The 22,035-nt window shown below is 40.3% G+C and carries 21 protein-coding genes; 5 read left to right on the top strand and 16 right to left on the bottom strand.

Annotated features, from left to right (window positions below):
- Positions 1-87 precede the first annotated feature (87 nt).
- A complete protein-coding gene (locus H9565_RS00310; protein WP_215436042.1) occupies positions 88-930 on the bottom strand; it encodes a helix-turn-helix domain-containing protein in 843 nt (280 codons plus the stop codon).
- A 229-nt stretch (positions 931-1,159) separates the two neighbouring features.
- Between H9565_RS00310 and hxlB the strand changes: the two genes are divergently transcribed.
- Complete coding sequence (gene hxlB / locus H9565_RS00305; RefSeq protein ID WP_215436037.1) at positions 1,160-1,744, top strand: 6-phospho-3-hexuloisomerase; 585 nt, start codon at positions 1,160-1,162, stop codon at positions 1,742-1,744.
- Positions 1,745-1,784: 40 nt separating this feature from the next.
- On the top strand, positions 1,785-2,414 hold the full coding sequence (gene hxlA, locus H9565_RS00300) for a 3-hexulose-6-phosphate synthase (protein WP_215436034.1): 630 nt from the start codon (positions 1,785-1,787) through the stop codon (positions 2,412-2,414).
- Positions 2,415-2,569: 155 nt separating this feature from the next.
- On the opposite strand, the gene H9565_RS00295 is transcribed toward hxlA, so the two are convergent.
- The 7 genes from H9565_RS00295 to H9565_RS00265 form a co-directional block, all read right to left on the bottom strand.
- Positions 2,570-3,313 (bottom strand): GNAT family N-acetyltransferase, encoded by a 744-nt coding sequence (locus H9565_RS00295; protein ID WP_215436033.1) that lies wholly within the window; start codon positions 3,311-3,313, stop codon positions 2,570-2,572.
- Positions 3,310-3,759: a DMT family transporter gene (locus H9565_RS00290; protein WP_215436032.1), complete on the bottom strand. Its 450-nt coding sequence runs from the start codon at positions 3,757-3,759 to the stop codon at positions 3,310-3,312. Before H9565_RS00290 ends, H9565_RS00295 begins: the two co-directional genes overlap by 4 nt.
- Entirely contained in the window at positions 3,756-4,385 is a 630-nt protein-coding gene (locus tag H9565_RS00285) for an NAD(P)H-dependent oxidoreductase (protein WP_215436031.1), read from the bottom strand. Before H9565_RS00285 ends, H9565_RS00290 begins: the two co-directional genes overlap by 4 nt.
- Before the next feature lie 71 nt (positions 4,386-4,456).
- Positions 4,457-5,056: a Crp/Fnr family transcriptional regulator gene (locus H9565_RS00280; protein ID WP_246560100.1), complete on the bottom strand. Its 600-nt coding sequence runs from the start codon at positions 5,054-5,056 to the stop codon at positions 4,457-4,459.
- A 172-nt stretch (positions 5,057-5,228) separates the two neighbouring features.
- Positions 5,229-5,882 carry a hypothetical protein gene (locus H9565_RS00275; RefSeq protein WP_215436029.1) on the bottom strand — a complete coding sequence of 218 codons (654 nt, stop codon included), beginning with the start codon at positions 5,880-5,882 and terminating at the stop codon, positions 5,229-5,231.
- Between the two features lie 145 nt (positions 5,883-6,027).
- Positions 6,028-6,630: a hypothetical protein gene (locus tag H9565_RS00270; protein WP_215436028.1), complete on the bottom strand. Its 603-nt coding sequence runs from the start codon at positions 6,628-6,630 to the stop codon at positions 6,028-6,030.
- Positions 6,631-6,790: 160 nt separating this feature from the next.
- The gene (locus H9565_RS00265; RefSeq protein WP_215436026.1) at positions 6,791-7,486 is read right to left on the bottom strand and encodes an FRG domain-containing protein; all 696 of its coding nucleotides are present in this window, start codon (positions 7,484-7,486) and stop codon (positions 6,791-6,793) included.
- Between the two features lie 261 nt (positions 7,487-7,747).
- Between H9565_RS00265 and H9565_RS00260 the strand changes: the two genes are divergently transcribed.
- The 3 genes from H9565_RS00260 (at position 7,748) to H9565_RS00250 (ending at position 10,664) form a co-directional block, all read left to right on the top strand.
- On the top strand, positions 7,748-8,080 hold the full coding sequence (locus H9565_RS00260; protein ID WP_038237398.1) for a single-stranded DNA-binding protein: 333 nt from the start codon (positions 7,748-7,750) through the stop codon (positions 8,078-8,080).
- A 111-nt stretch (positions 8,081-8,191) separates the two neighbouring features.
- A complete protein-coding gene (recQ, locus tag H9565_RS00255) occupies positions 8,192-10,288 on the top strand; it encodes a DNA helicase RecQ (RefSeq protein WP_215436024.1) in 2,097 nt (698 codons plus the stop codon).
- 61 nt (positions 10,289-10,349) lie between these two features.
- Positions 10,350-10,664 (top strand): GIY-YIG nuclease family protein, encoded by a 315-nt coding sequence (locus tag H9565_RS00250; RefSeq protein ID WP_215436021.1) that lies wholly within the window; start codon positions 10,350-10,352, stop codon positions 10,662-10,664.
- Between the two features lie 101 nt (positions 10,665-10,765).
- On the opposite strand, the gene H9565_RS00245 is transcribed toward H9565_RS00250, so the two are convergent.
- The 8 genes from H9565_RS00245 to H9565_RS00210 all read right to left on the bottom strand — a co-directional run bounded on the left by H9565_RS00245 (position 10,766) and on the right by H9565_RS00210 (position 22,032).
- Positions 10,766-12,055, bottom strand: coding sequence for a phenylacetate--CoA ligase family protein (locus H9565_RS00245; RefSeq protein ID WP_215436017.1), 1,290 nt, complete (start codon positions 12,053-12,055; stop codon positions 10,766-10,768).
- On the bottom strand, positions 12,055-13,731 hold the full coding sequence (locus H9565_RS00240; protein WP_215436014.1) for a C45 family autoproteolytic acyltransferase/hydolase: 1,677 nt from the start codon (positions 13,729-13,731) through the stop codon (positions 12,055-12,057). The genes H9565_RS00245 and H9565_RS00240 overlap by 1 nt, the downstream gene beginning before the upstream one ends.
- A gap of 54 nt (positions 13,732-13,785) precedes the next feature.
- Complete coding sequence (locus tag H9565_RS00235; protein ID WP_215436011.1) at positions 13,786-14,667, bottom strand: cupin-like domain-containing protein; 882 nt, start codon at positions 14,665-14,667, stop codon at positions 13,786-13,788.
- Entirely contained in the window at positions 14,667-16,214 is a 1,548-nt protein-coding gene (locus tag H9565_RS00230) for a phytoene desaturase family protein (protein WP_215436008.1), read from the bottom strand. Before H9565_RS00230 ends, H9565_RS00235 begins: the two co-directional genes overlap by 1 nt.
- Positions 16,211-19,900: a 1-acyl-sn-glycerol-3-phosphate acyltransferase gene (locus H9565_RS00225; protein ID WP_215436006.1), complete on the bottom strand. Its 3,690-nt coding sequence runs from the start codon at positions 19,898-19,900 to the stop codon at positions 16,211-16,213. Before H9565_RS00225 ends, H9565_RS00230 begins: the two co-directional genes overlap by 4 nt.
- Positions 19,893-21,062, bottom strand: coding sequence for a DUF2062 domain-containing protein (locus H9565_RS00220; protein ID WP_215436004.1), 1,170 nt, complete (start codon positions 21,060-21,062; stop codon positions 19,893-19,895). Before H9565_RS00220 ends, H9565_RS00225 begins: the two co-directional genes overlap by 8 nt.
- A gap of 92 nt (positions 21,063-21,154) precedes the next feature.
- The gene (locus H9565_RS00215) at positions 21,155-21,658 is read right to left on the bottom strand and encodes a ubiquitin-like protein Pup (protein WP_215436002.1); all 504 of its coding nucleotides are present in this window, start codon (positions 21,656-21,658) and stop codon (positions 21,155-21,157) included.
- Positions 21,659-21,663: 5 nt separating this feature from the next.
- Positions 21,664-22,032, bottom strand: a complete 369-nt coding sequence (locus H9565_RS00210; RefSeq protein ID WP_215436000.1) for a hotdog family protein — start codon at positions 22,030-22,032, stop codon at positions 21,664-21,666.
- Positions 22,033-22,035 lie beyond the last annotated feature (3 nt).

The raw sequence follows: 22,035 nt of genomic DNA, 5'->3' as shown, positions 1-22,035 counted from the left end.
AATCAATACAAAGGAAAATGGAGTACCCGGATATATTATTTTTTAGCTTAGGTATGACTAAGTTCAATAGTGTTATAAGTAAGCGTGTTAGTTATACAGGGTGTTTTCATGGGATATTACATGCTCCTTTACCTTGTTCTGAAACTCTTGGGGAGTTTGCTCTGCGTGTAGTTTAAAAAACCTACTAAAATAGGAATGATCCTTAAAATCCAGATTGTAAGCTATTTCCTTAATAGTATTCTCACTATGTATAATTTGCCTTTTCGCTTCCAGTATAAGTCGGTCGTGAATAAGCTGTACCCCGGTTTTATCCAGCTTTTCCTTTAAAATCTGATTCAGGCGTTTTGCACTTATACCCAATTTTTCTGCGTAGAACTGAGCATTTCTTTGGTTCTTGTAATTTGCTTCAAGTAAGAGCATGAATTCGTAAACACGCTTTTCATTAATATCCTGTAAGGTAAAATGTTGTTCTTTTAAGTGAATCAATTTTAAGAGAAATACCTTTAAAACAGCTTTTATCATTACCAGGTTAATGGCTTCTTGGTTATACTCTTCTTCTAAAAGCTGGAGTACGGATGCCAAGCCCTTAGAACTCTCAGTGTTAACTTGCAGGCAGGAGAATTCGCCCTGTATGTTGAACATTCGGAAAACGTCCAGTAAAAATTCCTTTAAATCACCTTCCAAGAGCTCTTGTTTAAATGAGATAAGGACCCCATTTTTTCCGGCCTTATTAAGTTGATGTACACGATAGGGCGGAATTAAATAAATCCAATCTCCTCTTAGCGTCTGAAAATCATGTTGTGGTTCATGAAGGGCGTCTTCATTTTGCAACCAAACAATTTCATAAAAATCCCGTCTTGCCGGATCGTTCAAGTATGCAGGAGGACAATTTCCCAAATCTCGGATGTACAATACTTTATCACTGAGCATAGCTGTGCTTTTTTTTAAAGGTTGAAAGGGGCGCGGTTTAAAGGCGAAAAATCGGCCGCAAAATTTCCCATTTCCAAAATGTACCACAAAAATAGCGAATAACACCACACATAAAATGCATATGGGCAGATTGTACCAGTCATCTGTCAAATAGTATCAGTGTAGAGGCTGTTTGCTAGGATAACTTTGTACTCGTTAATGAATAGAAATAGTTAGAGCTGATCGAGTTATGGAAAATATACTGGAAAAAAAAGACGCAGAATTGGTTGAAAGTGCTTTGAATACCATCATAAATGAGCATATAAAACTAATTCATACCATCTCGTATTCCGAGATAGCAAAGTTGATTCCCACAATTACCAATGCAGAACACATTTTTATAATGGGAGCGGGGCGTACGGGGCTCATGATGAAGGCTGCGGCCATGCGTTTAATGCATTTGGGGTATAAAGTGCATGTAGTTGGAGAAACTACGGCACCGGCTATTGAAAAGGGAGATGTCCTTATAGCAGGTTCAGGTTCGGGTACTACAAGCGGAATTGTTAGGGCTGCGGAAACTGCTGAAAAAGTGGGTGCGGGTGTCCTATGTTTTACCACTAATGCAGATTCTCGTTTAGCGTTTTTGGCAGACCATACGGTAGCCATACCTGCCGCGCAGAAACAGGAGCGCAATGAAACTATTTCCAAACAATACGCAGGTAGCTTGTTTGAGCAATCGTTACTGTTGGTGTTTGACGCACTTATACAGACGCTATGGGGTTTGGAAGGCAGTTCTGCCTCTGAGCTTTGGAAGCGACACGCAAATATGGAATAACAGATTTTGAATATAAATACATATAGATAAATAGCAAATTATGGCAAAGTTACAAGTAGCAATAGATTTATTAAAAATTGAGGATGCCATTGCATTGGCAACAAAAGTGGCACCTTACATTGATATTATTGAACTGGGTACACCGCTTATTAAAAGTGAAGGTCTATCCGGAATCAGAAAAATGAAAGATGCTTTTCCCGATAAATTGGTCTTGGCCGATTTTAAAACTGCGGATGCAGGTGAGTTGGAAGCTAATATGGCTTTTGGAGCAGGAGCGGATTATATTACCGTATTGGGAGCAACCGGAGACTCTACCATAGCAGGAGCAGTAAAAGCAGGAAAGGAACATGGTAAAGGTGTAGTGGTAGATACCATTGGAGTAAAGGATAGGGTAAAGCGTGCACAGGAAGCTATAGCTTTGGGCGCTGAGTTTGTAGAGTTACATGCCGGTTTGGACGAGCAGGCGGAAGATGGTTACTCAATTCAGGTTTTGATAGATGAAGCCGCAAGATCTGGGGTATCCGTTTCTATTGCAGGTGGTGTTAACAAAGGCAGTATAACTGCCGTTAAACAATCCGGTGTAACCGTAGCGGTAGCTGGTGCGGCCATATACGGAGCAGAAGACCCTGCAGAGGCGGCCAAGGAATTAAAGCAACTATTGGAAGCATAAGTACGCTGGGTACAAGTTAGGGCAAAAGCCAAATTGGGTTAAATGAGGCATTAAAGGAAGGCCCATTTTGGCAATTGCCTATTTCTTGAAAGTTATATGTGCTTTGGACAAAGACAAAGCAAGTACGATTGGTTTAGTATAGGCTTGCAGGATGATTACCGTTGTGCAAGCCTATAATTTTTTATTAGAAACTGCTCCTTAAAACCTAGTTTTAGATATAGGTTTAACCCCATGTTGGAAGCCTGCAGTGTTATATACTCAAATCCGTTTTTGATGATTTTGTTTATCAGCAATCTCATAATTTGGTCTGCGTAGCCTCTTCTTCTCATTTCTGGAGGTATGCCAATGGCATGGATACCCATAACCGAATTGGTTTGGTGCAGTATGGCCGTTCCCACGGCAAGCCCATCGGAATAGGCTATGTAATACTCAATTTCACTAAGTGTTTTACTAACGGTCTCCAGGCTAATTTCATATCCGAACGATTTTTGAAAGAGCACGGACCATAACTTGGCTTCGGTAGAATCCGTAACCCGTTCAATATTTACATCGCCCTGAATATCAAAAAAGTGCGAAGGTTTTAAGGACATGCCCACTTGTTCAAAAATGAAAACAAAGTCGTTGTTCTCTAAAACTGCACTTTGGTTATCATCATAAATATCCCAAACCGGTAAGGTAATAGGTGTGGCCGTTTCCCCTATTTTCTGTTTGATCAAATCAACTGTTTCTTGATTTATAGGTTGATGTAGCCATAACCTATTAGGCCATTCAGAAGCATGAATCTCGCAATATTCAAAAACCGGTGTTTTATGGTAGCTGTCAAAGGCCGCTCCGGCGGTTTCCCAGAGCGATTTTAGATTCTTTATGTTCGTATGTATTAATTCCGCCCTTGTTTTCATTTTATATTGATTAAAATAATTCCTGAAATGAGTATAACAAAACCTGCCCCTCTCTTAAATGTTATGGGTTCTACAGGTAGGTTTAGCCATCCAAAGTGCCCGGCAACAATAGAAAAGGCCAATTGCCCGAACAAACCCAAAGATATCATTGTGGATATGCCCAGTTTTGGAATGGTGTAATAGTAGAGGCTTATTCCCATTACACTAAATAATCCACCGGTAAACCAAAGGTAAAGGGGTATCTGTTTTACCTCGGTCCAATTTGCGGAGCTTTTAGAACTTAAGAGTACAAAGGTCACCGCAAAAATGGTACTGCTAAAAAATGCGGCAACAGATGCCAATAGGGGATTTTTTAACAGCACGGCCAAATTGGAGTTGAAACCACCTTGCGCGGCCAAAAAAACTCCACCTAACACGGCTAGAAAAGATAATGCGGTCTGGTTCATACAGCTTCAAATAATTCTTCCAATGGTTTTCTAACCTTAGGGCGATGTTGGGTGTGGTCTTCATGGGAGCGGTAGCCAATAGTTGCAACTACAGCGGCATTCAAGCCTTTTTCGGTAAGGCCTAGAATAGCGTTGTATTTATCGGCTTCAAAACCTTCCATAGGGCAGGAGTCAATTTTTAGTTCGGCACAAGCACTGAGCAAATTGCCAAGTGCCAAATAGGTCTGCCGGACCGTCCAATGAAAAGACTCCAATGCTGTCATTGCCTTAATTTTTCCTTTCATAAAGTTGCCATAGTCACTTAGGTTGTTCATTTCAATGTTCTGTGTGATGGCCGTCCGGTGTAGAAAATCATCTACGTGTGTATCTTCCACATGGGTATAATTACAAAAGACGATTAAATGCGAAGCGTCCGTAATTTGGTCTTGCCCCCAAGAAGCAGTTTTTAACTGTTCCCTTATTAACGGATTTTCAATTATGAGCACTTTGTACAACTGTAAACCGTATGATGAAGCGGATAGTTGAATGGCCTCCTTTATTTTTTCAAGATTGTCCGAAGCTATCTTTTTTGAGGCATCAAATTTTTTGGTGGCATAGCGCCATTTTAGATGGTCTATGTAATTCATGATATTCTTGTTTTAAATTGATTGGACAAAAATATCCGAACGGAAAACCTCTGGCATTTACATATGTTGATTCAGGCTCTTTTTTTTAAATCTTTACGGATTCTACTGAGCTGAGTAGGCGTTATACCTAGGTGGGAGGCCAAATGGAGTTGTTGTATTCTTTGGTCAATATTGGGGTGCTTGGCGCGCAATTTTAAATACCGTTCCGTGGCATTTTCCATAACCAAGGAAATTTCCCTTTGTTCTTTTTCTATGACCCAATTGTATTCTAAATAAGCAATATAGAAATCTTTCAAGTCGGTTTGGCGGCTAATGAATTCTCTGTATTTTTTATAGTTAAGACTTATGAGAATGGTATCCTCTAAAGCTTCTAAGGTGAAATTTGAGGGCTTGCCCAAAAGGCAGGAAACCGTAGAACCGGCAAAATCCGTTTCCAAAAAAATGTTCTTGTTGTAGATATTGCCTTCGGCATCCGTTACGTATGCCCGTAATGCTCCTTTGCATACAAAATGAATGCTTTTTGCTATTTGCCCGTTTTGGAGTAGGGTTTCGTCTTTTTTCAGCTTTCTAAACGTTACTATAGACTGAATTAAAGACCAGGATTGGGCCGAAATTTGAGTATAGCTTTCAAATTTTAGTTTTAAGTCCTTTATGTATTCTTCTTCTGTCAATAGCAATAAGATTGGTTCGGTGTCAAGCCATGTATTCAGCTTACACTACCACAACCTAAAAATACGTTTTCATTTCTAATCACAAACAAAAAAAGCCCCGTAAAGAGGCTTATATGAATCCGGTCCGTGGAGAATCAACGACTTGTGCAACGGTTACTTTTGTTGTAAACAGTTATTTCTCTGCCCAAATTAGCAAGTTTATCAATTCTATTTTAGCATTATCTTCTTCGGTTCTATTTCTAGTATTTTGAAATATTTCTACGATTTTGAATTCATTTTTCGCAGTTTTAATGTCCATAGCCATATCCCTAATACAGTCTGAGTTTCTTATCATAATGCCGTTGTACTTCGAATATAATTGGTCAATTAGAATTTTGTCTTTTGCTTTGGCTCTACTTTTAGGAATCGTTTCATTTAATAGAATGGCATATGTGTCTGGGAAAACACTTAAGGTTTCAAAAATCAATAAAGTATTTAAGTTACTGTAACCTAAAGCATTTTGATATACACTTGCATTGGTTTTTTTAAATTCATCTAAGTATTCTAATCGATTTTTTTCATACGATTTTGCAAGTTCCTCAATTTTTGCCCTGTCCTCAACTTCTATTTTTTGTTTTATTAGTTTTTTTAGTCCAAAATACTTGGGGAGAATCATTTTGCTCAATTTAACATAATACTCCATTCGAAATTGAACGTCCTGTTTGTAGATAGAATCTGTGCTTGTTTTTATTTCAAGTTCTTTAGAAATATTAGGTTTAGGACAATTTTGAGCAAACATTTTTACGTTTAAGCACATAACGGTTATTAGAAGTAAAATGTTCTTCATAATTGTTTACAACGGTTGGGCTAAGGTTCATTGCTGTGATTCGTCCGAAGGACAATCCAGCCGAACCTAAAGATAGCTTTTTGCGCAGGATTTCCGTTTAGGTAATACGCAAGCAATGAATTTTAGGTTTTGTTAGGTGTTGGCTTTATTTGTTAAAATTTGTTGGAACTAGATTATTTTCTGTCAAAATTCTGACAAGTTCGTTTACCTTGTATATCAATTCCTTTTGAGTTGGGAGTTTGCTGCGTCCGGAATTCAGAATTCCTTCGATGTGGTTTTCGCTCAGTTTGATACGCTTACTTTCAAGAAGTTCAAGAAAGTTTGTTGTTAGTTCAACATCACCTTCAAATTCGAATATTACTCGAACGGCATAAGAAAGTTTACCTTCGGAGCCATAGGGGTTTCCTTCCGTCCAATATGCATAACCATAATAACCATTATATATCCCTTCCAAAATTATGCCTCGTTTTTGAAATCCAGCCTTCAGTAATGGTTTAAAAGTTGGAGAGTCCAACCGCTTTGACATAATCTTTTTCAACTCAATTTCCTCGTACCAATAACCCATTGGGACTATAATTATTGCAGATATTATTCCAAGGACACCTCCCACAGTTAAACTTGTTATCAATGAATTTCCGGTAAGGAGCATTAAGACAACCAGAAGAACTGTAAATCCAATCAGCCATTCCAAAAATGCCCTAAAGTATCCTTTTGACTTAAAATCTCTATATGTTCGAACGATTTTCATTTAGGATAGAAGTGTAGCTTACACCTAACGGTAGGTATAACCGAAGTTACGGGATTAAAGTTACTGTTTTCGGCTTATCCCAGACTTTAGCAATTGGGAGTGGATTCGGACGTAGTCGAATCCGCCGTAATTGCGGTTATACATGGTTAGCTACAGTATTTTATTCTATTATGTCTAATTCTTTGTTGATTATGAATCTATTTAAATAATTAGATAAATTATCTAAATCCTGATATATTGAGAATTCATTTATTCCATATACTTCTAATTGTCTTTGAAGCTCTTTTTTTGAGTTTCCTAAAATCTTGAGTTTTACAATCTCATATTTTGGCAACAATTTTTCAAGACTTATTTTAGGTATATGTGATAAGCTAAAAACTCCTCTTTGGTTAATTACTCTAGCGGAAAGACCTCTTGGATAAAAAACACCTGATACTTCACTTTCAAATGGGCCAAATTTATCAGTCATTAACGTTTCATTATTGAAATCCATAATATAAACTGACCCATTGATGTTTTCCTTAAAATCGCAAGTAGCAAAAAAAAGTGCAACCAATGGATTTTTTGTCCAATCTAGAAGCCGAGTTGCTAATCCATGGTGTTGAGCAAGTGTTAATTCATCCCATGTGTCTTTAGGTTTATTAACTGTTAAGTGCTCAGAATATCTAAGCCAACCTCTGAGTATGAAATCTTCTTTAAAATATGCAGGTACAGTCTTAGCAAAATCATCACGCCCAATTTTGGGTATTAATTTCCAATCAAAATTTTGCTGACCTCTAAACAAATAATTAGCTGATGAGAATTCTTGAATCACTTCGTGATACTCAATAAATGTATTTATTTCAATTATCTTCATTTTCTCATATTGTAGCTAATAATTGTATTAAGCAACTAGTTGCTTTATCTCTATTTTAGACCTAATTTAATTAAATCCATCAAACTATAAAGGTTTACAATGGTTGAAGTGTCTTCTTACAGTACATTTATTCGTTTTCAAACGTTTACAAACGAAAACAATTGTTTTGTAACCGAATACAATTTGCACCCCGTTCTATGTTTGCAGTGTTGAATCATTGTGGTTCAATAGTATGAACTGTTTAACGTAAAAATTAGTAAAATGAACGCCTTAAAGAACAAAGTACAGTTGATAGGAAACTTGGGTCAGGACCCGGAAATCGTAAACATGGATAATGGTAATAAGCTGGCCAAATTTTCCATAGCTACTACAGAGAGTTATAAAAACGCACAAGGAGAGCGGGTAGACGATACCCAGTGGCACAATGTAGTGGCCTGGGGCAAGACCGCAGAAATTGTAGAAAATTATCTCACCAAGGGAAAACAGGTAGCGGTAGAGGGCAAGCTTACCCACCGCTCCTATGAGACCAAAGAGGGTGAAAAACGATACATTACAGAGGTACGTTGTAACGAACTTTTAATGTTGGGTAAATAGAATATACCGTTCTTTGTAAACCGGGCAGGACCAAATTGTGTAATAGCACACTTTGGTTTTGCCTCGGTTTATGGCAACGGCCCTTTGCGGGCAAGAATTTCAATACTATTCATGGCGCTTACTACAGAACAAGAACTACTTCCTCTTTTAAAAACAAATTTTGGTTACGATTCGTTTCGGCCCAACCAATGGAACATCATTAGCGATGTGCTCGCCCAAAAAGACGTTTTGGCCATTATGCCAACGGGTGGCGGAAAATCGCTTTGCTTTCAACTTCCGGCCTTGGCCATGAACGGTACCGCTATTGTTATTTCTCCGCTGATCGCTTTAATGAAAGATCAGGTAGATGCCTTAACGGGAAATGGTATTTCCGCGGCCTATTTTAATAGTTCTCTGGAAGCGGAAAAAAGAGAAGCGGTAGAAACCCAATTGTATAAGGGCGAGCTCAAATTATTATACGTGGCACCGGAGAGTTTGGGGCTCTTGCAACACATTCTTTCGGAAATAACCATTAGTCTCTTTGCCATAGACGAAGCGCATTGTATTTCTTCATGGGGGCATGATTTTAGGCCTGCCTATACCCAATTGGGCGGTTTAAAACAGCGGTTTCCAGAGGTTCCTATAATTGCGTTAACGGCCACTGCGGATAAAACCACTCAGGACGATATCCTGGATCAGTTGCGTATTCCACATGCGTTGCGGCATTTGGCCTCTTTCAATCGTCCTAATATTTCATTGGAAGTACGTCCGGCGCAAGACCGTATCGGTCAGATTTTGGAGTTTTTGGCAGAACGGCCCAATGAAAGCGGAATCATCTATTGCCTTAGCCGAAAAAGTACGCAGACCATTGCAGATAAGCTATTGGCATCCGGTTTCAATGCCAAATCCTACCATGCCGGACTTCCCGCAGAAGAGCGGAGCAAGGTACAAGAAGATTTTATTACCGATCGCGTGCCCATAATCGTGGCCACGATTGCCTTTGGTATGGGTATAGATAAAAGTAACGTGCGTTGGGTGATCCATTACAACCTGCCCAAGAACGTAGAGGGCTATTATCAGGAAATTGGCCGTGGCGGTAGGGATAGCCTACCTGCCCACGCTTTACTTTTTTATAGTTTTGCCGATGTGGCCCAGCTTCGCAGGTTTATCGCCAATAGCGAAAATGCAGATGTGGAATACGCCAAGTTGGAGCGGATGCAGCAATTTGCCGAAGCATTAAGCTGCCGCCGGATTGCCCTGCTCAATTATTTTGGGGAGCACATGACCCAGAATTGTGGCAATTGCGACATCTGTAACCGTCCGCCCCAATATTTTGATGCTACCGTCCTCACCCAAAAAATCTGTTCCGGAGTGGCGCGTTTAAAGGAAAAGGAAGCCATGGGCATGTTGGTTGATGTGCTTCGTGGGGCACAGAACGCCCAAGTGGTCGAGAAAGGGTATCAACATATCAAAACCTATGGCGCCGTCAAGGATGTGTCTTGGCAAGATTTACAACAGTATATCATTCAATTGCTGAATCAAGGGGTGCTTTCCATTAATTTTAGGGAAGGTGGCCGTCTTTCTCTTACGCCCCTCGCCAAAGAGGTACTATATGAGGGAAAGGAAATTCAGCTGGCTATTCTGGAGAAAAAAGAAAAATCGCAAGCCAAGAAAACCAGCAAGAGCAAAACGGCCGCAACCGGATTGTTCGAGCGGCTACGGGTGTTGCGCCAACAAATTGCAGCTGAGCAAAATGTTCCGGCTTACGTAGTTTTTAGCGATGCCAGTTTAAAGGATATGGAACAGAGGCTGCCTAAGAACGAAACGGAATTTATGGAAGTTTCAGGTGTAGGTCAGGCCAAATTGGAAAAGTATGCCGCTCCATTTTTAAAGGAAATAAAGGCGTTCAATCAACCGGTAAAGAAGAAGAAAAAGAATCCCAGTCATCAGCTTTCGTTTCAAATGTTGAAAGATGGTTTTTCGGTGGAAGAAATAGCAATGCAACGCGGTATTCAGGAAGGTAGCGTTTACAATCACCTACAAAAAGCACATGCCGAAGGCGCAGATGTAGATTTGAGTCGGTTTATTTCCAAAGACGAAATCACAAGCATTAAAAAAGCACAGTCCAAACTTGATCAGCCCGAAGGCCTAAAAGTGTTCTTTGAATATTTTGAGGAGAAAATGCCCTACTGGAAAATTCAAATGGGCTTGTACCTGATCGGGAAGTAAAATGCTGACTTCGGCTGTGCTCAGCCATGCATTTTACATGAACATGCAAAAAGCAAATTTTATGGGACCATACTATGTTTACATCTTAGAATGTGCCGATAAAAGTTTCTATGTAGGTTTCACCAATAACGTTGAGAGAAGGTTAGAAGAACACCAAACGGGATTTTACGAGAATGCCTATACGAATAAAAGACTATCGGTGAGGTTACTATATCACTTACAATTCACAAAAGCATATCAAGCGCTTCAGATTGAGAAACAGTTAAAAGGCTGGTCTCGTGCTAAGAAAATAGCATTAATGAACGGTAAGTTCAAAACGCTTCAAATTCTTTCTGAATGCCGGAATTACTCGCATTCAAAGTATAAACCAGAGTAGGGCGAGATTCGCAATGTCAGCAGCACAGTATGGCTGAGTACAGCCTGAAAATAGCTTTTGTTTATTAGCACCGTATGGCTGAGCGCAGACGAAGCCAGGTGCTACTGCCTCTTATCAATCACGCTAATAGGTTTCCTACCCAGTTTGGACATCCGTAGTTTCTGGATTTCCTCGTTAGGACAGATTTCAATATTTGGGGAAACCCGCAACTTGGACCTAAAATGGTCCTTAATGGCCTGCATCAATTTATGGTCTGCCGAGGAAGAAGCTATCTTTATCAGGATTTCATCCGTACCAATATCATTATGATATATCTCGAACACGTAACCGTCCACTTCCTCAAAATCGTTCAAAAGATTGTCCATTGCAGGCGGGTAGAGGGTAGTGCCCTTGTACTTTATCATTTGTTTTTTTCGGCCAACCACAGGTCCTAAACGCATGGTGTTCCTGCCACAAGCACAGGGTGAGGTATGCGCAACCACAATATCTCCGGTCTTAAAACGAAGTAAAGGCATGGCTTCTACACCCAAAGTGGTAATGGTGAGCTCTCCTTCTTTCCCATGGGCAACGGGCTGGTCGTTCTCATCTAAAATTTCCGCAATGATAAGCTCGGGATGATGATGCCCTCCTTGCTGCTCCGAGCATTCGGCAAAGGCGGTGCTCATTTCAGTGGAAGCGTAGGTGGAATACAGTTCAATATTCCATTTTTCCTTAATTTTTTGGGCAAGGACGTTCAATGAAAAATCTTGGTTTCGCAAAGATTCGCCAATGCAAATGGCACCTTTTACACCAGAAGCGTTAATATCTATCCCATGATTTTCGGCATATTGAATCAATTTCAACAAAAACGAAGGCACCACAATTAGATAGGTTGGTTGGAATTTCAGGATGGTGTCCCATTGCAATTCCGGAATACCCGCACCCACACGAATAATACCTGCTCCCAATTTTCTCACTCCTAGAAAATAGGCAAGACCGGCCATAAAACGGCGGTCCATAGTAGTGGTCATTTGTATAATATCATCTTCACCCACTCCCGAACAGGACAAAGAAATGGCTTCGTTATGCGCCAAGCGGTCTAAATCCTTATCGGTCTGGCCTAAAATTACAGGGTCGCCCAAAGTGCCCGATGTGGTCACAAAATCTATAATCTGCGATTTGGGCACGCAAAGAAAATCATTGTTATGTTGCTGTAATTGCTCCTTGGTGGTTACAGGCAGTCTGGCCAAGTCCTCAAGTGTATTAATGTCCGTTGGATGTATTTTATATTGACGAAAAAGACGTCTGTAGTAAGGCGACTTCTCGCTTACGTAACCTACGAGTTCTTTTAGCTTTTCTTCTTGAAACGCCTTGATTTCCGGGATGGATGCTTTTTCTATTTCTGGAATCATTATTTGAGCTTCCTTTTGGTTTTTTTAATGTACTTGTCTAGGACTTCCGTATCGGGTACTGTGGTTATCTCTTTGGAGCGTGCCGTCTCAAAAGCTTTGAGCGCTTCTTGATAGTTCTTTTCTTCATAGTGGTACTGTCCCACAAGAAAATGTACCTCCCAAAAGTCGGGATTTATGGCTACAAATTCGGACAGGACTGCAGGTTCAATTTTCTCTTCGGAAGCAATAGCAGCGGTTATTTCTCGGTTTAAATCTCTATAGCGCTCATAATGACGATAGGCCAAAGTACGCAGAAAAGGGTCTGGAGCTATATTTTTATCCGATAAAGAAATAGGTTTGGCCCCAGAGTTTTGGTCGGCATTTTTAAAGACCTCGTTTAGGTCATAAGCCACAAATTCTCCCAATTGATACGGGTTGCTGGAAACCCAAACCACAAGGTCTTCCGGTTGAAATACAATACCGTGGTGCGCCAACATTTGGTTGAGCGCCTTTTCATTCCCGTACCCGATACGTTTGTTATCCAGTCCGTTTTTGTTCCTTAGGATGTCTACCGCGAGCTCCGGGGTAACTTTGGGAGCTTCGTCCAAAAGTTCTTCCATTCGCTCATAACGGTATTGGGAATGGCTTTCAAATATGTGTTTACGGTTCTTTTTATCATCGGCGTATGCCTCACTTTGAAAGTGATTGGAGCAAACCAGTTGGTTCCCGTTTTCTACTTCGTAAACTCCAAAGTTATGCGGCGAAACCTCAATAAGAGCGGCTTTTTTATCTTTGGCACTTCCCACAAAAATAGATTCGGAAACAAAGACTTCGCGCTTTCGTGCAATGGCTATCGCTTCCTCAATAGTTGAGGCATATTGTAGAATTTCCCGTGTTACCAATGAAATGGGAGTCTTGGCCACTAGGGGGAATTTAGATTTTCCGGCATTGATGGTTACCGTTAGTCCTTGGTCGTTCATGCCAGAGACTACGCCCACCATACCTGCCCAGGTAACGGACATGAATTTGTGGCCTTCATCCGGGGCTACAAAAGCAATGATTTTGTTCTTGGCAAAATCATCTCCCGCATAAAAATCAAAGTTCCTGCCTATTAAAAGTTTGCCGTCCGCAGTATGGTCTCCCCAAGCAGCAAAGGAGGAACAACCTACCAATGCAAGGTCTTGCAGGGCATGGCCAATGTCATGCGCTCCATGAAAGTACATGACGCGTGGGTATGGTGCCGCTATACGGTCATAGTCTTTGGAGGCATATTGAGAAATGCCATAAATTTCTGCCTTGTACTGCTCATCTACATGCTTGTACATTTTTCGGTTGAACCAAGCCAAGAATTTCCGGAGCAGTTTCTGTTTTCCTTTTTTGGGTACGAGGTCGTCTATTTTTTCAATGAACACACGTTCCTGTTCCTGAAAAAGCTCTTGGGTAAGATTTCCTGTTTTAAGCCCCAGTTCATAAGGATTTCCGGAGACATAAAGTTCATAAAGCCCCTGTTGGTTCTTGGTCAAAAAATTAGTACCCAGTAGATATGTTGAATCTGTAAGTTGCTGCCGTTCCGTTACATTTGCTTCGTATTGGCTTATGTTGGGCAAGTCTTTTAGTGATTTAGAAACACCGCAGGACCCCAAAAGAAGGCCCAGGACCAGAAGAACGTATATTTTGGGTGCTATTTTTTTCGGCATTACATCAATCGGTAAAAGCTAATAGGAACACTTAAGAGGTAAAAGTACGCCGCCTCAACTATTTTTTATGGTTTTCAAGTTTTTTTCTGTCCGTTTTTTTGCCCATCGGTCTTTATAATCCAACCATTTTTGTCCGCGGTATTTGCGGGTTATGTTATCTATGTGGCGCATAATCATAACATTGTAGAGCATGTTGGCAAAACGCCCCGGGTGCCTAGGTAAGGCACGTAGCGTCATAGAAAAACCACCGTTTAAATAGCGTATGCTATGCCAATAGCCACTGGGCATATAGAGGGCATCTCCGTGTTTCATTTCGGCACGAATACATTGGGCATACTGTAAGGCCGGGTATTTCTCAAAATCCGGATGATCCATGTCTATATCTTCAATATTATGAATGGAAAAAGGCACTTTGTACAGGTATTTTGTTTGTTCGGGAGAGAAGAGGTTTACCACTTTGTCCCCGTCAAAATGAAAATGCATACTGTCCGGTAAATCAATATCATAATGCATAAATACTTTAGACTTGCCACCACCAAAGAAGAGTGCCGGTAATTTTTTAAAGAATTTAAGGCCAATATCCGGGTATTCAAAGTCTTTGAGCAATTCGGGCATTTCCTTTAGGATGTTGTAAAAGAAAATCCGTAGATCCGTGGGTTCGGTTTTTAGGATTTCAATGTACTCGCTTAACTTCATTTCCTTTTTGGGCGCATAAACACTTTCTTTATCCTTTGCCGGTTCATTGTTGTACAAGGGCACAATTTGGTCTCCGGCACGCTCTTGAATATAATCTAACTTCCATTTGGTATAGGCAGGCCAATCTTTGGTAAGCCCGGTAATTAAAACCGGCTTTTGTGGCTTGTAGTAGTTTTCAATGAAGTCCGCTTTTGAGATGTTTTCTACGCGTTCTACCGGAGTTGTTTTAAACTGTCCCATTATGCATCTATTTTTTCGTTGGTCTTTGTGTGCCCTTTGGTTATTTTTTCAAGCAAATATTCGCTACCTAGAATTTCGGAACAGGTAACTACGCTACTAATGGTCACGCCTAAAATACCGTGCATATTAATGCTCTGTCCGGTAAAAAATAGATTTTTTATTTTGGTTTTTGGGGAGATAAAGGTCTTTAGCGGATTGTTGAAATCTTTGGCGTAACCGTACATAGAACCCTCATTGCAACCAATATAATCCCTGTAGGACAATGGTGTAGATGTATGAATTGATTGTATGCTTTGCCGTATGTTCGGAAATTTTTGCTCAAGGGCGTTTAAAAACGCATCTATCTTGGTCTGTTTGAATTCTTCGTACGTCTCGCCCCTACTATTTTTTTGTGCTACCGTATTAAAAGTTCCGGACCAAGGCTCTAGTTCTTCATAGCGCATATAGGTTATGGCGGTCAATTGATCCGCCCACTCATCTTGGTTCTTACGGGTGCCCATAGAGACCATATAAGCTTCGGGCCAGGATTCTTGACTATAGCGATGCGAGTTCCAGACCGATTCATAATTTTTAAAGTGATAGTAATTATGGTTCAGGTATTTAAACGTTTTGGGCTTTAGTACAATGTGAATGCTAAAGGCCGAAATAGTGCTGTCTATACTCTGGATGCGGTTGGCGTACGACTTTCTAAAATGTTCTTGCCCTACCATCTTAATGGTAAGTTTGGGCTCTATATTGGATATGAAAAGGTCTCCTTTTATAACAGCACCGTTTTTTGTAGTGACCGATACTATTTGCTTGTTTTCAACATTAAACCGGGTAACCTCACTATGTTTATAGGTTTCGCCTCCGCTTTCCTTTAAACGCTTGATGAGCAATTTGGTTATTTGGCTGCCGCCATCTGCACATCTATAGGAACTTTGAATGTATGAATTAATGGATAGGGCATGCACATAGAACGGCGTTTTTCCTTCCTCACCTGCATACAATAAATTTGAGCCGGCAAGTACGGCACGTAACTTTTCGTTTTCCGTAACCGAGTCTATATATTTTTTGGCCGGTAAGGTAAAAAGCTCAGTGTCCTCATGATAGGGTTTACCAAGTCTTAGATTGTAAAGCGGAAAACGGCTGCAGGTTTCCTGAAGTTTTTTGCAATAGGTACTAATTGCTTCTTTTTCCTCCGGAAATTCCTTAACGAGCTTGTCTTCAAAATTTTTGTAACCCTGGGCATGCGGATATTCCTTTTCGTCACCATCAAAAGTAATCAGGTCAAAGCCGTCTTCATCTAGTCTTGTAAGGGTTAAGCCGTCCAAAATATCAAGATACTCAAAGTAACGGTAAAGGTTCTGGCCTTTTTCAAGTCCTCCTAAATAATGAACGCCAGTATCAAAAATGGCCCTGTCGCGAACAAAGGTCTGTAGGTTGCCTCCGTATTGGTTGTTCTTTTCCAGAACACAGACACTTTTGCCTTCGCGTGCCATAATAATAGCAGAAACGAGACCGCCCATGCCACTACCAACTATCACAACGTCATAATGTTCTTTCATTGACCCTTTGTCTTTTTTAGTAGCCTAAAGTTATCATTTTGTTCGCTAGTAATGAAACCTAACGTTTCTAGTGGCTCCACTTCAATTTCCCGTGCATTTTTTAAAAGAATCAATGTATTGAAATTGTTGTTTAGATGTTCCGCAAGCTGCTCCATTTCTAATTGAACGTCTAGAATAAGCACATCGGCAATTGTGGTAAGCGCTTCTTCCGGACTTTGGGCAATATTAATTTTGCTGTAGTGTCGGGTTAAGAAATTATGTTGGAGCAAAGAAGTGGCTTCTTGATCCTTAAGGTGTACCGTTATTTTTCTGTCTATGGAATCTAGGGCAAGGAGCATATCTAACTGACCAAAATCCTGTGACAGATGTACGATTCTACTTTTTAAGTCAATTTTTTTCAGAAGGGAGTAGTAAGTCTCTTTATGGTTTTCTAAATCTTGTTCAACCGCTTTATATATTTGGTCACCCTTATATCTGTAATTTTCCAGCAGCGTTTTCTTCCAGTAATCTTCATTTTCAATTTCGTTTCTAAGCCTTCTGAATTCGCTTCTAAAATAGGCACCCATCTGCTTGGCGCGCTCACTATAGTTTTTTCCGTATTGGGTGTCATGTGCCTTGATTCTTGGTAGCAGCTCAATGGTTATGCTACCATCTCGGATAATAAAACTGCCCTTGGGCAATACTTCGGAATTTCCGTGAATGAGCACCGGAAGAATGTCCAACTCAAATTGTTGTGCCAAATAGAAAGCTCCTTTGTGAAATCGCTTTATTTTATTGGTGGAAGATCTAGTGCCCTCCGGAAAAGCAATAATACTAAACCCTTGGGCCACTTTTTCCTTTAAAAAAGCCTCACCATTTTCTATGCCCCCAGAAACGGGGTAAGCTCCCGCCAGTTTTGCCGCACTACCAAAAACGGGAGAATTATAGACCCAATCATTAACCATGAATATAATCTTTGGATGCAGCATGCCAATGGCCAGGATATCCAAAAAGCTGGTATGGTTGGCAATAATCATTACGGATTTTTCAAAAGTTTCGTTAAGCGGATTTCTTATTTCCTTGGATACAAGAGGGTTGGTGTACAGTACGGAACCCATTAATTTAGAAACTGCTCTATGAAAGCCCCGGTTTTGTTTCGTACGGCTTTCCGGTGATAGTTTAAGTTTTAACCATCCGTATATGGAGTATAAAAATCCGCCTGTTCCAAAATACCCGAACGATAACACTGAATGTATAAAGTACCGTACCGAAATTGGGCGTTTATCCACACTGCCAATAAATAACCTAAACAATAAGGGCTGCACGGTAAAGGCCACGAATGCCGCAGATAGAATGCCTATTAATGATACCGTTGAAATTGTATAGAGAACAGGATGTTTCGCAAAAATTAAAACCCCCACCCCTGCAATTGTAGTAATCACCGAAAGTAAAATAGAGGTCTTATGGGTATGCAATACGGTTTCACCTGTCCTATATTCCGTGAGTAAACCGTTAGTGATAAATATGCTATAATCAACCCCAAGCCCAAAAATAAAGCTACAGATGATGATATTAAAAATATTGAATTCAATGTGAAAAAGCCCCATTATACCCACGGTTAAAAACCAAGTGAGAAAAATAGGAATACTCGTTACTACGGTTAGCGATAGGCTGCGGTAAAATAGCAAAAGGATAAGCAGCACTACAATAAGTGAGTACCCGATTAGGCTGTTAAAATCGTTTTTAAGGTTGCCCAAAAATGTCTCGTTTACTTGTTGGCGATCTATGAGAAGTGTGTTGGGTAAATTTTCGAACTGTTTGCGCAGCGCACCAATATGGTCATCATCTACCTTTACTAACGAGGTAATGGTGGTGCCGTTATCATCATGAACAATGTAATCGTCTAGAGAAAAAGATTTTATGGGTTCAAAATCGGTTACCTCCATCGGCTTAAAATCCGAATGTAATAAATCATAGAATTTGGAGAATGTAGTGGGTTTGAACCCAAACTGGGCACTGTTCTCAATTAGATTTTCTTTAGTGGTGTTTATTTTGTCCGGACTCCAAAATTGTTTCCATACCCTAATTTTTTCTTCCTGTGTTTTCTTGGAACGAATGAGTCCGCCAACAGAACTAAAACTCAATATGGACTTATTTTTTTCTAGGGTTTTAAGTGCGTCGTAAAGCGAGTCGTTTTGCGCTAAGACCGTTTGGGTATCATTGCCGTAAGTAGAAATGTAGATAGATTTTGAACTGATGTCAGTTAAAATTTCCAATCGTTTTCTAGCATCGCTAAGTACTTCGGTTTCATAGTTTAGCTTGGCAATGTCCTTGTTAAAAACAACTTTGTTATAAGTGAAAATACTAATGACCGAAAATAATACCAGTATAATAATGGCCCATTTGGATTGGTGAAAATCGAAAGCCGCCACACGGTCTAAAATGGTCTTTCTTGAACTTACCGCTTTACTGGCAGAGTAAACCTGGGGAATGAACAACAGGGCAAAAACGGAAGCGCCAAGCACACTTACCGCTGCAAAAATACCAAGGTCCTGCAAAGCTTGCGACTCTAAGAAGAGAAGGCATAGAAATGCGGAAGCGGTTGTAAGGCTGCTCATAAGGATAGAAGGTGCCACCTCTTTGTAAAGACTTTCCGCACCATTCCCGTTACGGATGTGGGTAAGGATATGCAACGCATAATCTAAAGTGACTCCCAGTAGCACCGAGCCTATACCCAAGGATATGGCCGAAATTTTCTCACGTAGTATACAGAGAAAGGCAATGGATAATAGGGCGCCAATAAGCGTAGGTAAAAATAGGATAAAGGGTAATGCCAACTTACGGTAGAACAACATTAAAATTATAATGAGCAAGGTCATGGCAATGCTTACCGTAAATTGAATATCGCTACGAATCTGTTTGGCATTGGCCACGGCAACAAGGGCCGCACCGTAATATTCACTGTGTACTTTTGTAGCGTATGCCTTATTCAACTGCTCTTGCAAATCATAGAGTGCGTTTGAAAAAGGTAGATTTTTATCCGTCTCGTTGGAACCAAAAGCAGGGGTGAGGAAAAGCAGGATATTTTTTTCCTCTTTATCCAGAAGAAACCCGTTCTTTAATTTAAAATCGTCTCCAACGCCTAGTTCTTGGAGCCTTTTGAGGGCAATAAAAGATAGCCGCAAAGGATCTTTGATGATGGTTTTTTTGGCTACAATACCGGATGGTGAAATCAGGGTACGGTAATTTTCGGCGGTTACTGTGGCAATACTATCGGGCTCAATCTTATTTGAAATGCTCGGGTAGTCTTCAGTTTCTAAAAAGAGAGGGAGGTTATTGTAGACCAAATCCAGTGTTTTGGGAACATCATCGGAATTTACCCGGCCTTGTACGCCTTTTATAAAGTTAGCTTGGTTCTTTTCCAAACTGTCCAAAATGGCCTTCGCATATTTGGTAAGGTCGTCTACGGTACCTTTTTCTTCTTTTTGTATGTTGATGATAATCTTGTCCGTAAATGTTATGGACTTTAAAACTTTTTGTACCCGCTGGGCTTCTTCATTGGCGGGAATAAGAGAGGTAATATCATCTTCAAATTGAATTTTGGATACAATAAGGGAGAGCCCAATTAGAACCAATAAGAGTACCGCAGTGGAAAAGAGCCGTTTGCGGGCAATGAACTTATATGCTTTAAAGAAGAAATTACCCATTGTCTACCACCATTTTTTTCTTTCCCAAGAATAGAATTGTAAAGTAACCTACAATTCCAAAAAATAGGGCAGATAGGATAGCCAAGGCAAAACTGCCGATTAAATAGGTTTTCAAATTTTGAAGCATTCCAAAGTTTTCGGTCATGTTCTCTATTGAAAAAGAAACCTCTTCGCCGGTAATCAATACGCCTATTTTTACACTAAAATAGATAATAAAAGGGATTAAAGGAGGAAGACTAACGTTAGAAAATGCAAAGGTAATTGCTTTGTTCAGGCCAAATAGCGCTGCCAAAGCAAAAACGAGAATGGTCTGAAAACCCCAAAACGGAGCGATGCCCAAAAATACGCCCAAGGCTATGGAAAGCGCCTTGGTCTTTGGAGGGTCGTCACTACGCAGCAGGTCTTCTAAAAGGAATTTTTTAAATCCTTTTTTTTTTATTTTCCGAAGGAAATTTCGGGGTTTGATGTATAAAATGGCTACAATTACCAACCAAGTGTTTAGGATGCTTATACGTGTAAAATCTGGTACGGTCCTAAAGTGGGACACCCTTTCCGTTTCATCGTACAGGATACGAACGGGAACATTTTTAACCAATGTTCCGTCCCATGCCAACCGAACGATAACTTCAATTTCAAATTCAAATTTCGGGGTGTAAAACTTTAAATCCTTCAGCTGTTTTAAAGGGTATAGGCGGTAACCACATTGGGTATCCTGAAGTTTGGTGCCAGTTTCGAACCAAAACCAAAAATTGGAAAATTTATTACCAAAACTACTTTTGCCCGGCACGTCTTCTTGCTGCATGTTTCGTGAACCAATGTACAATACATTGGGTGTTTCCTCTTTTTGCAGTTCATCTAAGAAAACAGATAGGTCTTCAGGAAAATGCTGACCGTCCGAATCTATGGTTATTGCATAATCATATCCTTGGGTAATTGCGGCTTTGAAACCCACTTGAAGCGCGTTTCCTTTGCCTTTGTTTTCCGGTAAATGAATTTGTTCAAGGGTAGGGTACTCCTTTAAAATTTCCGGTGTATCGTCAGTTGCGCCGTCATTAACGATGATAATGGAGTGGGTGCGTTCTAAAATACCATCAATTACCCGTCTTAAGGTTCCACCGTTATTGTATGTGGGTACCAATACGCAGCAATTAAGTTGCTGCATAGTATTTTGGAGTGTTGGGGTAGGGGTTGACACGAGCAATTTTTTTCAAAGGGTTCAGCAGACCGGTTCTGAATTTTCTACAAAGATACGTATTACGAATCTTGTAGCAATTGTCTTTCCGATTCGCTAAAAATCTCGGATTTGGAGATATATCCTTTAACGAAATCCTTGCTGTTTTTATTGGAAACGGAGTTAAAATTATCCAATATAAATTGCTTGTCTTCTTCAATGTTTTTAGTGTAGCCCGTAATCTTGGGTACATTCTCTTGTACGCTTAAACGAATGCACCGTATTTCTACACTTTTAGGCTTTGCCTCCAGAGCATATTCCAAAAGCTCCGCTCCTTCCTTAAAGTAATTCTTCTTTTCTTTTATTCCTTTGGCGTACTTGGCCATCATAGTGGTGACCGCTCCCTTATAAGCTACGAGCGTTTTGTCATCTGTCTTGGAGACGGACATTAGTTCTTCATGAAGGGTTTTTGTGGCCGCTTCACTATCCGCTGCCTCAATATAAGCCGTTCTAACTTTTGGCAAGTCTACTGGGCGTGCCATAGATAAAGCGGATACTATAAACAGAAAAACGAGCTTTAAATTCATAATGTCTAGGTTAGAACATTAAAAGTAGCACTAAGCTTTAGTGCCAATGTTTCTTCAAAGGAAGTGGTGTTTTTAACTTTTACCGTTTCATCATCCTCGGCAATGGTTAATGTAAGCTCAATAACATCATTTTTTTCGGGATTGATGATCGCCATAAACTTAATGTTTGACGCAACAGAGAGAAATAATCTTTTCCCAGTGGCCTGTTCGGTCAGCTCCTTGATAATCTGAATCATGCAAACTCCTGGCATTACAGGGTTTCCTGGAAAATGGCCTTTAAAGACCTCATGTGCGGCGTTCAGTTTAACCGTAGCCTGCACCGTTTGGTCTTCTTGTTTAAAATTTTCTACGGTGTATAAACCTTCGATCAACATGTG

The sequence above is a fragment of the Zobellia russellii genome, assembly GCF_018728565.1.
Taxonomy (GTDB): domain Bacteria; phylum Bacteroidota; class Bacteroidia; order Flavobacteriales; family Flavobacteriaceae; genus Zobellia; species Zobellia russellii.
The sequence above is the reverse complement of the archived record's forward strand: the minus strand, read 5'-3'. Positions and strand labels throughout refer to the sequence as shown.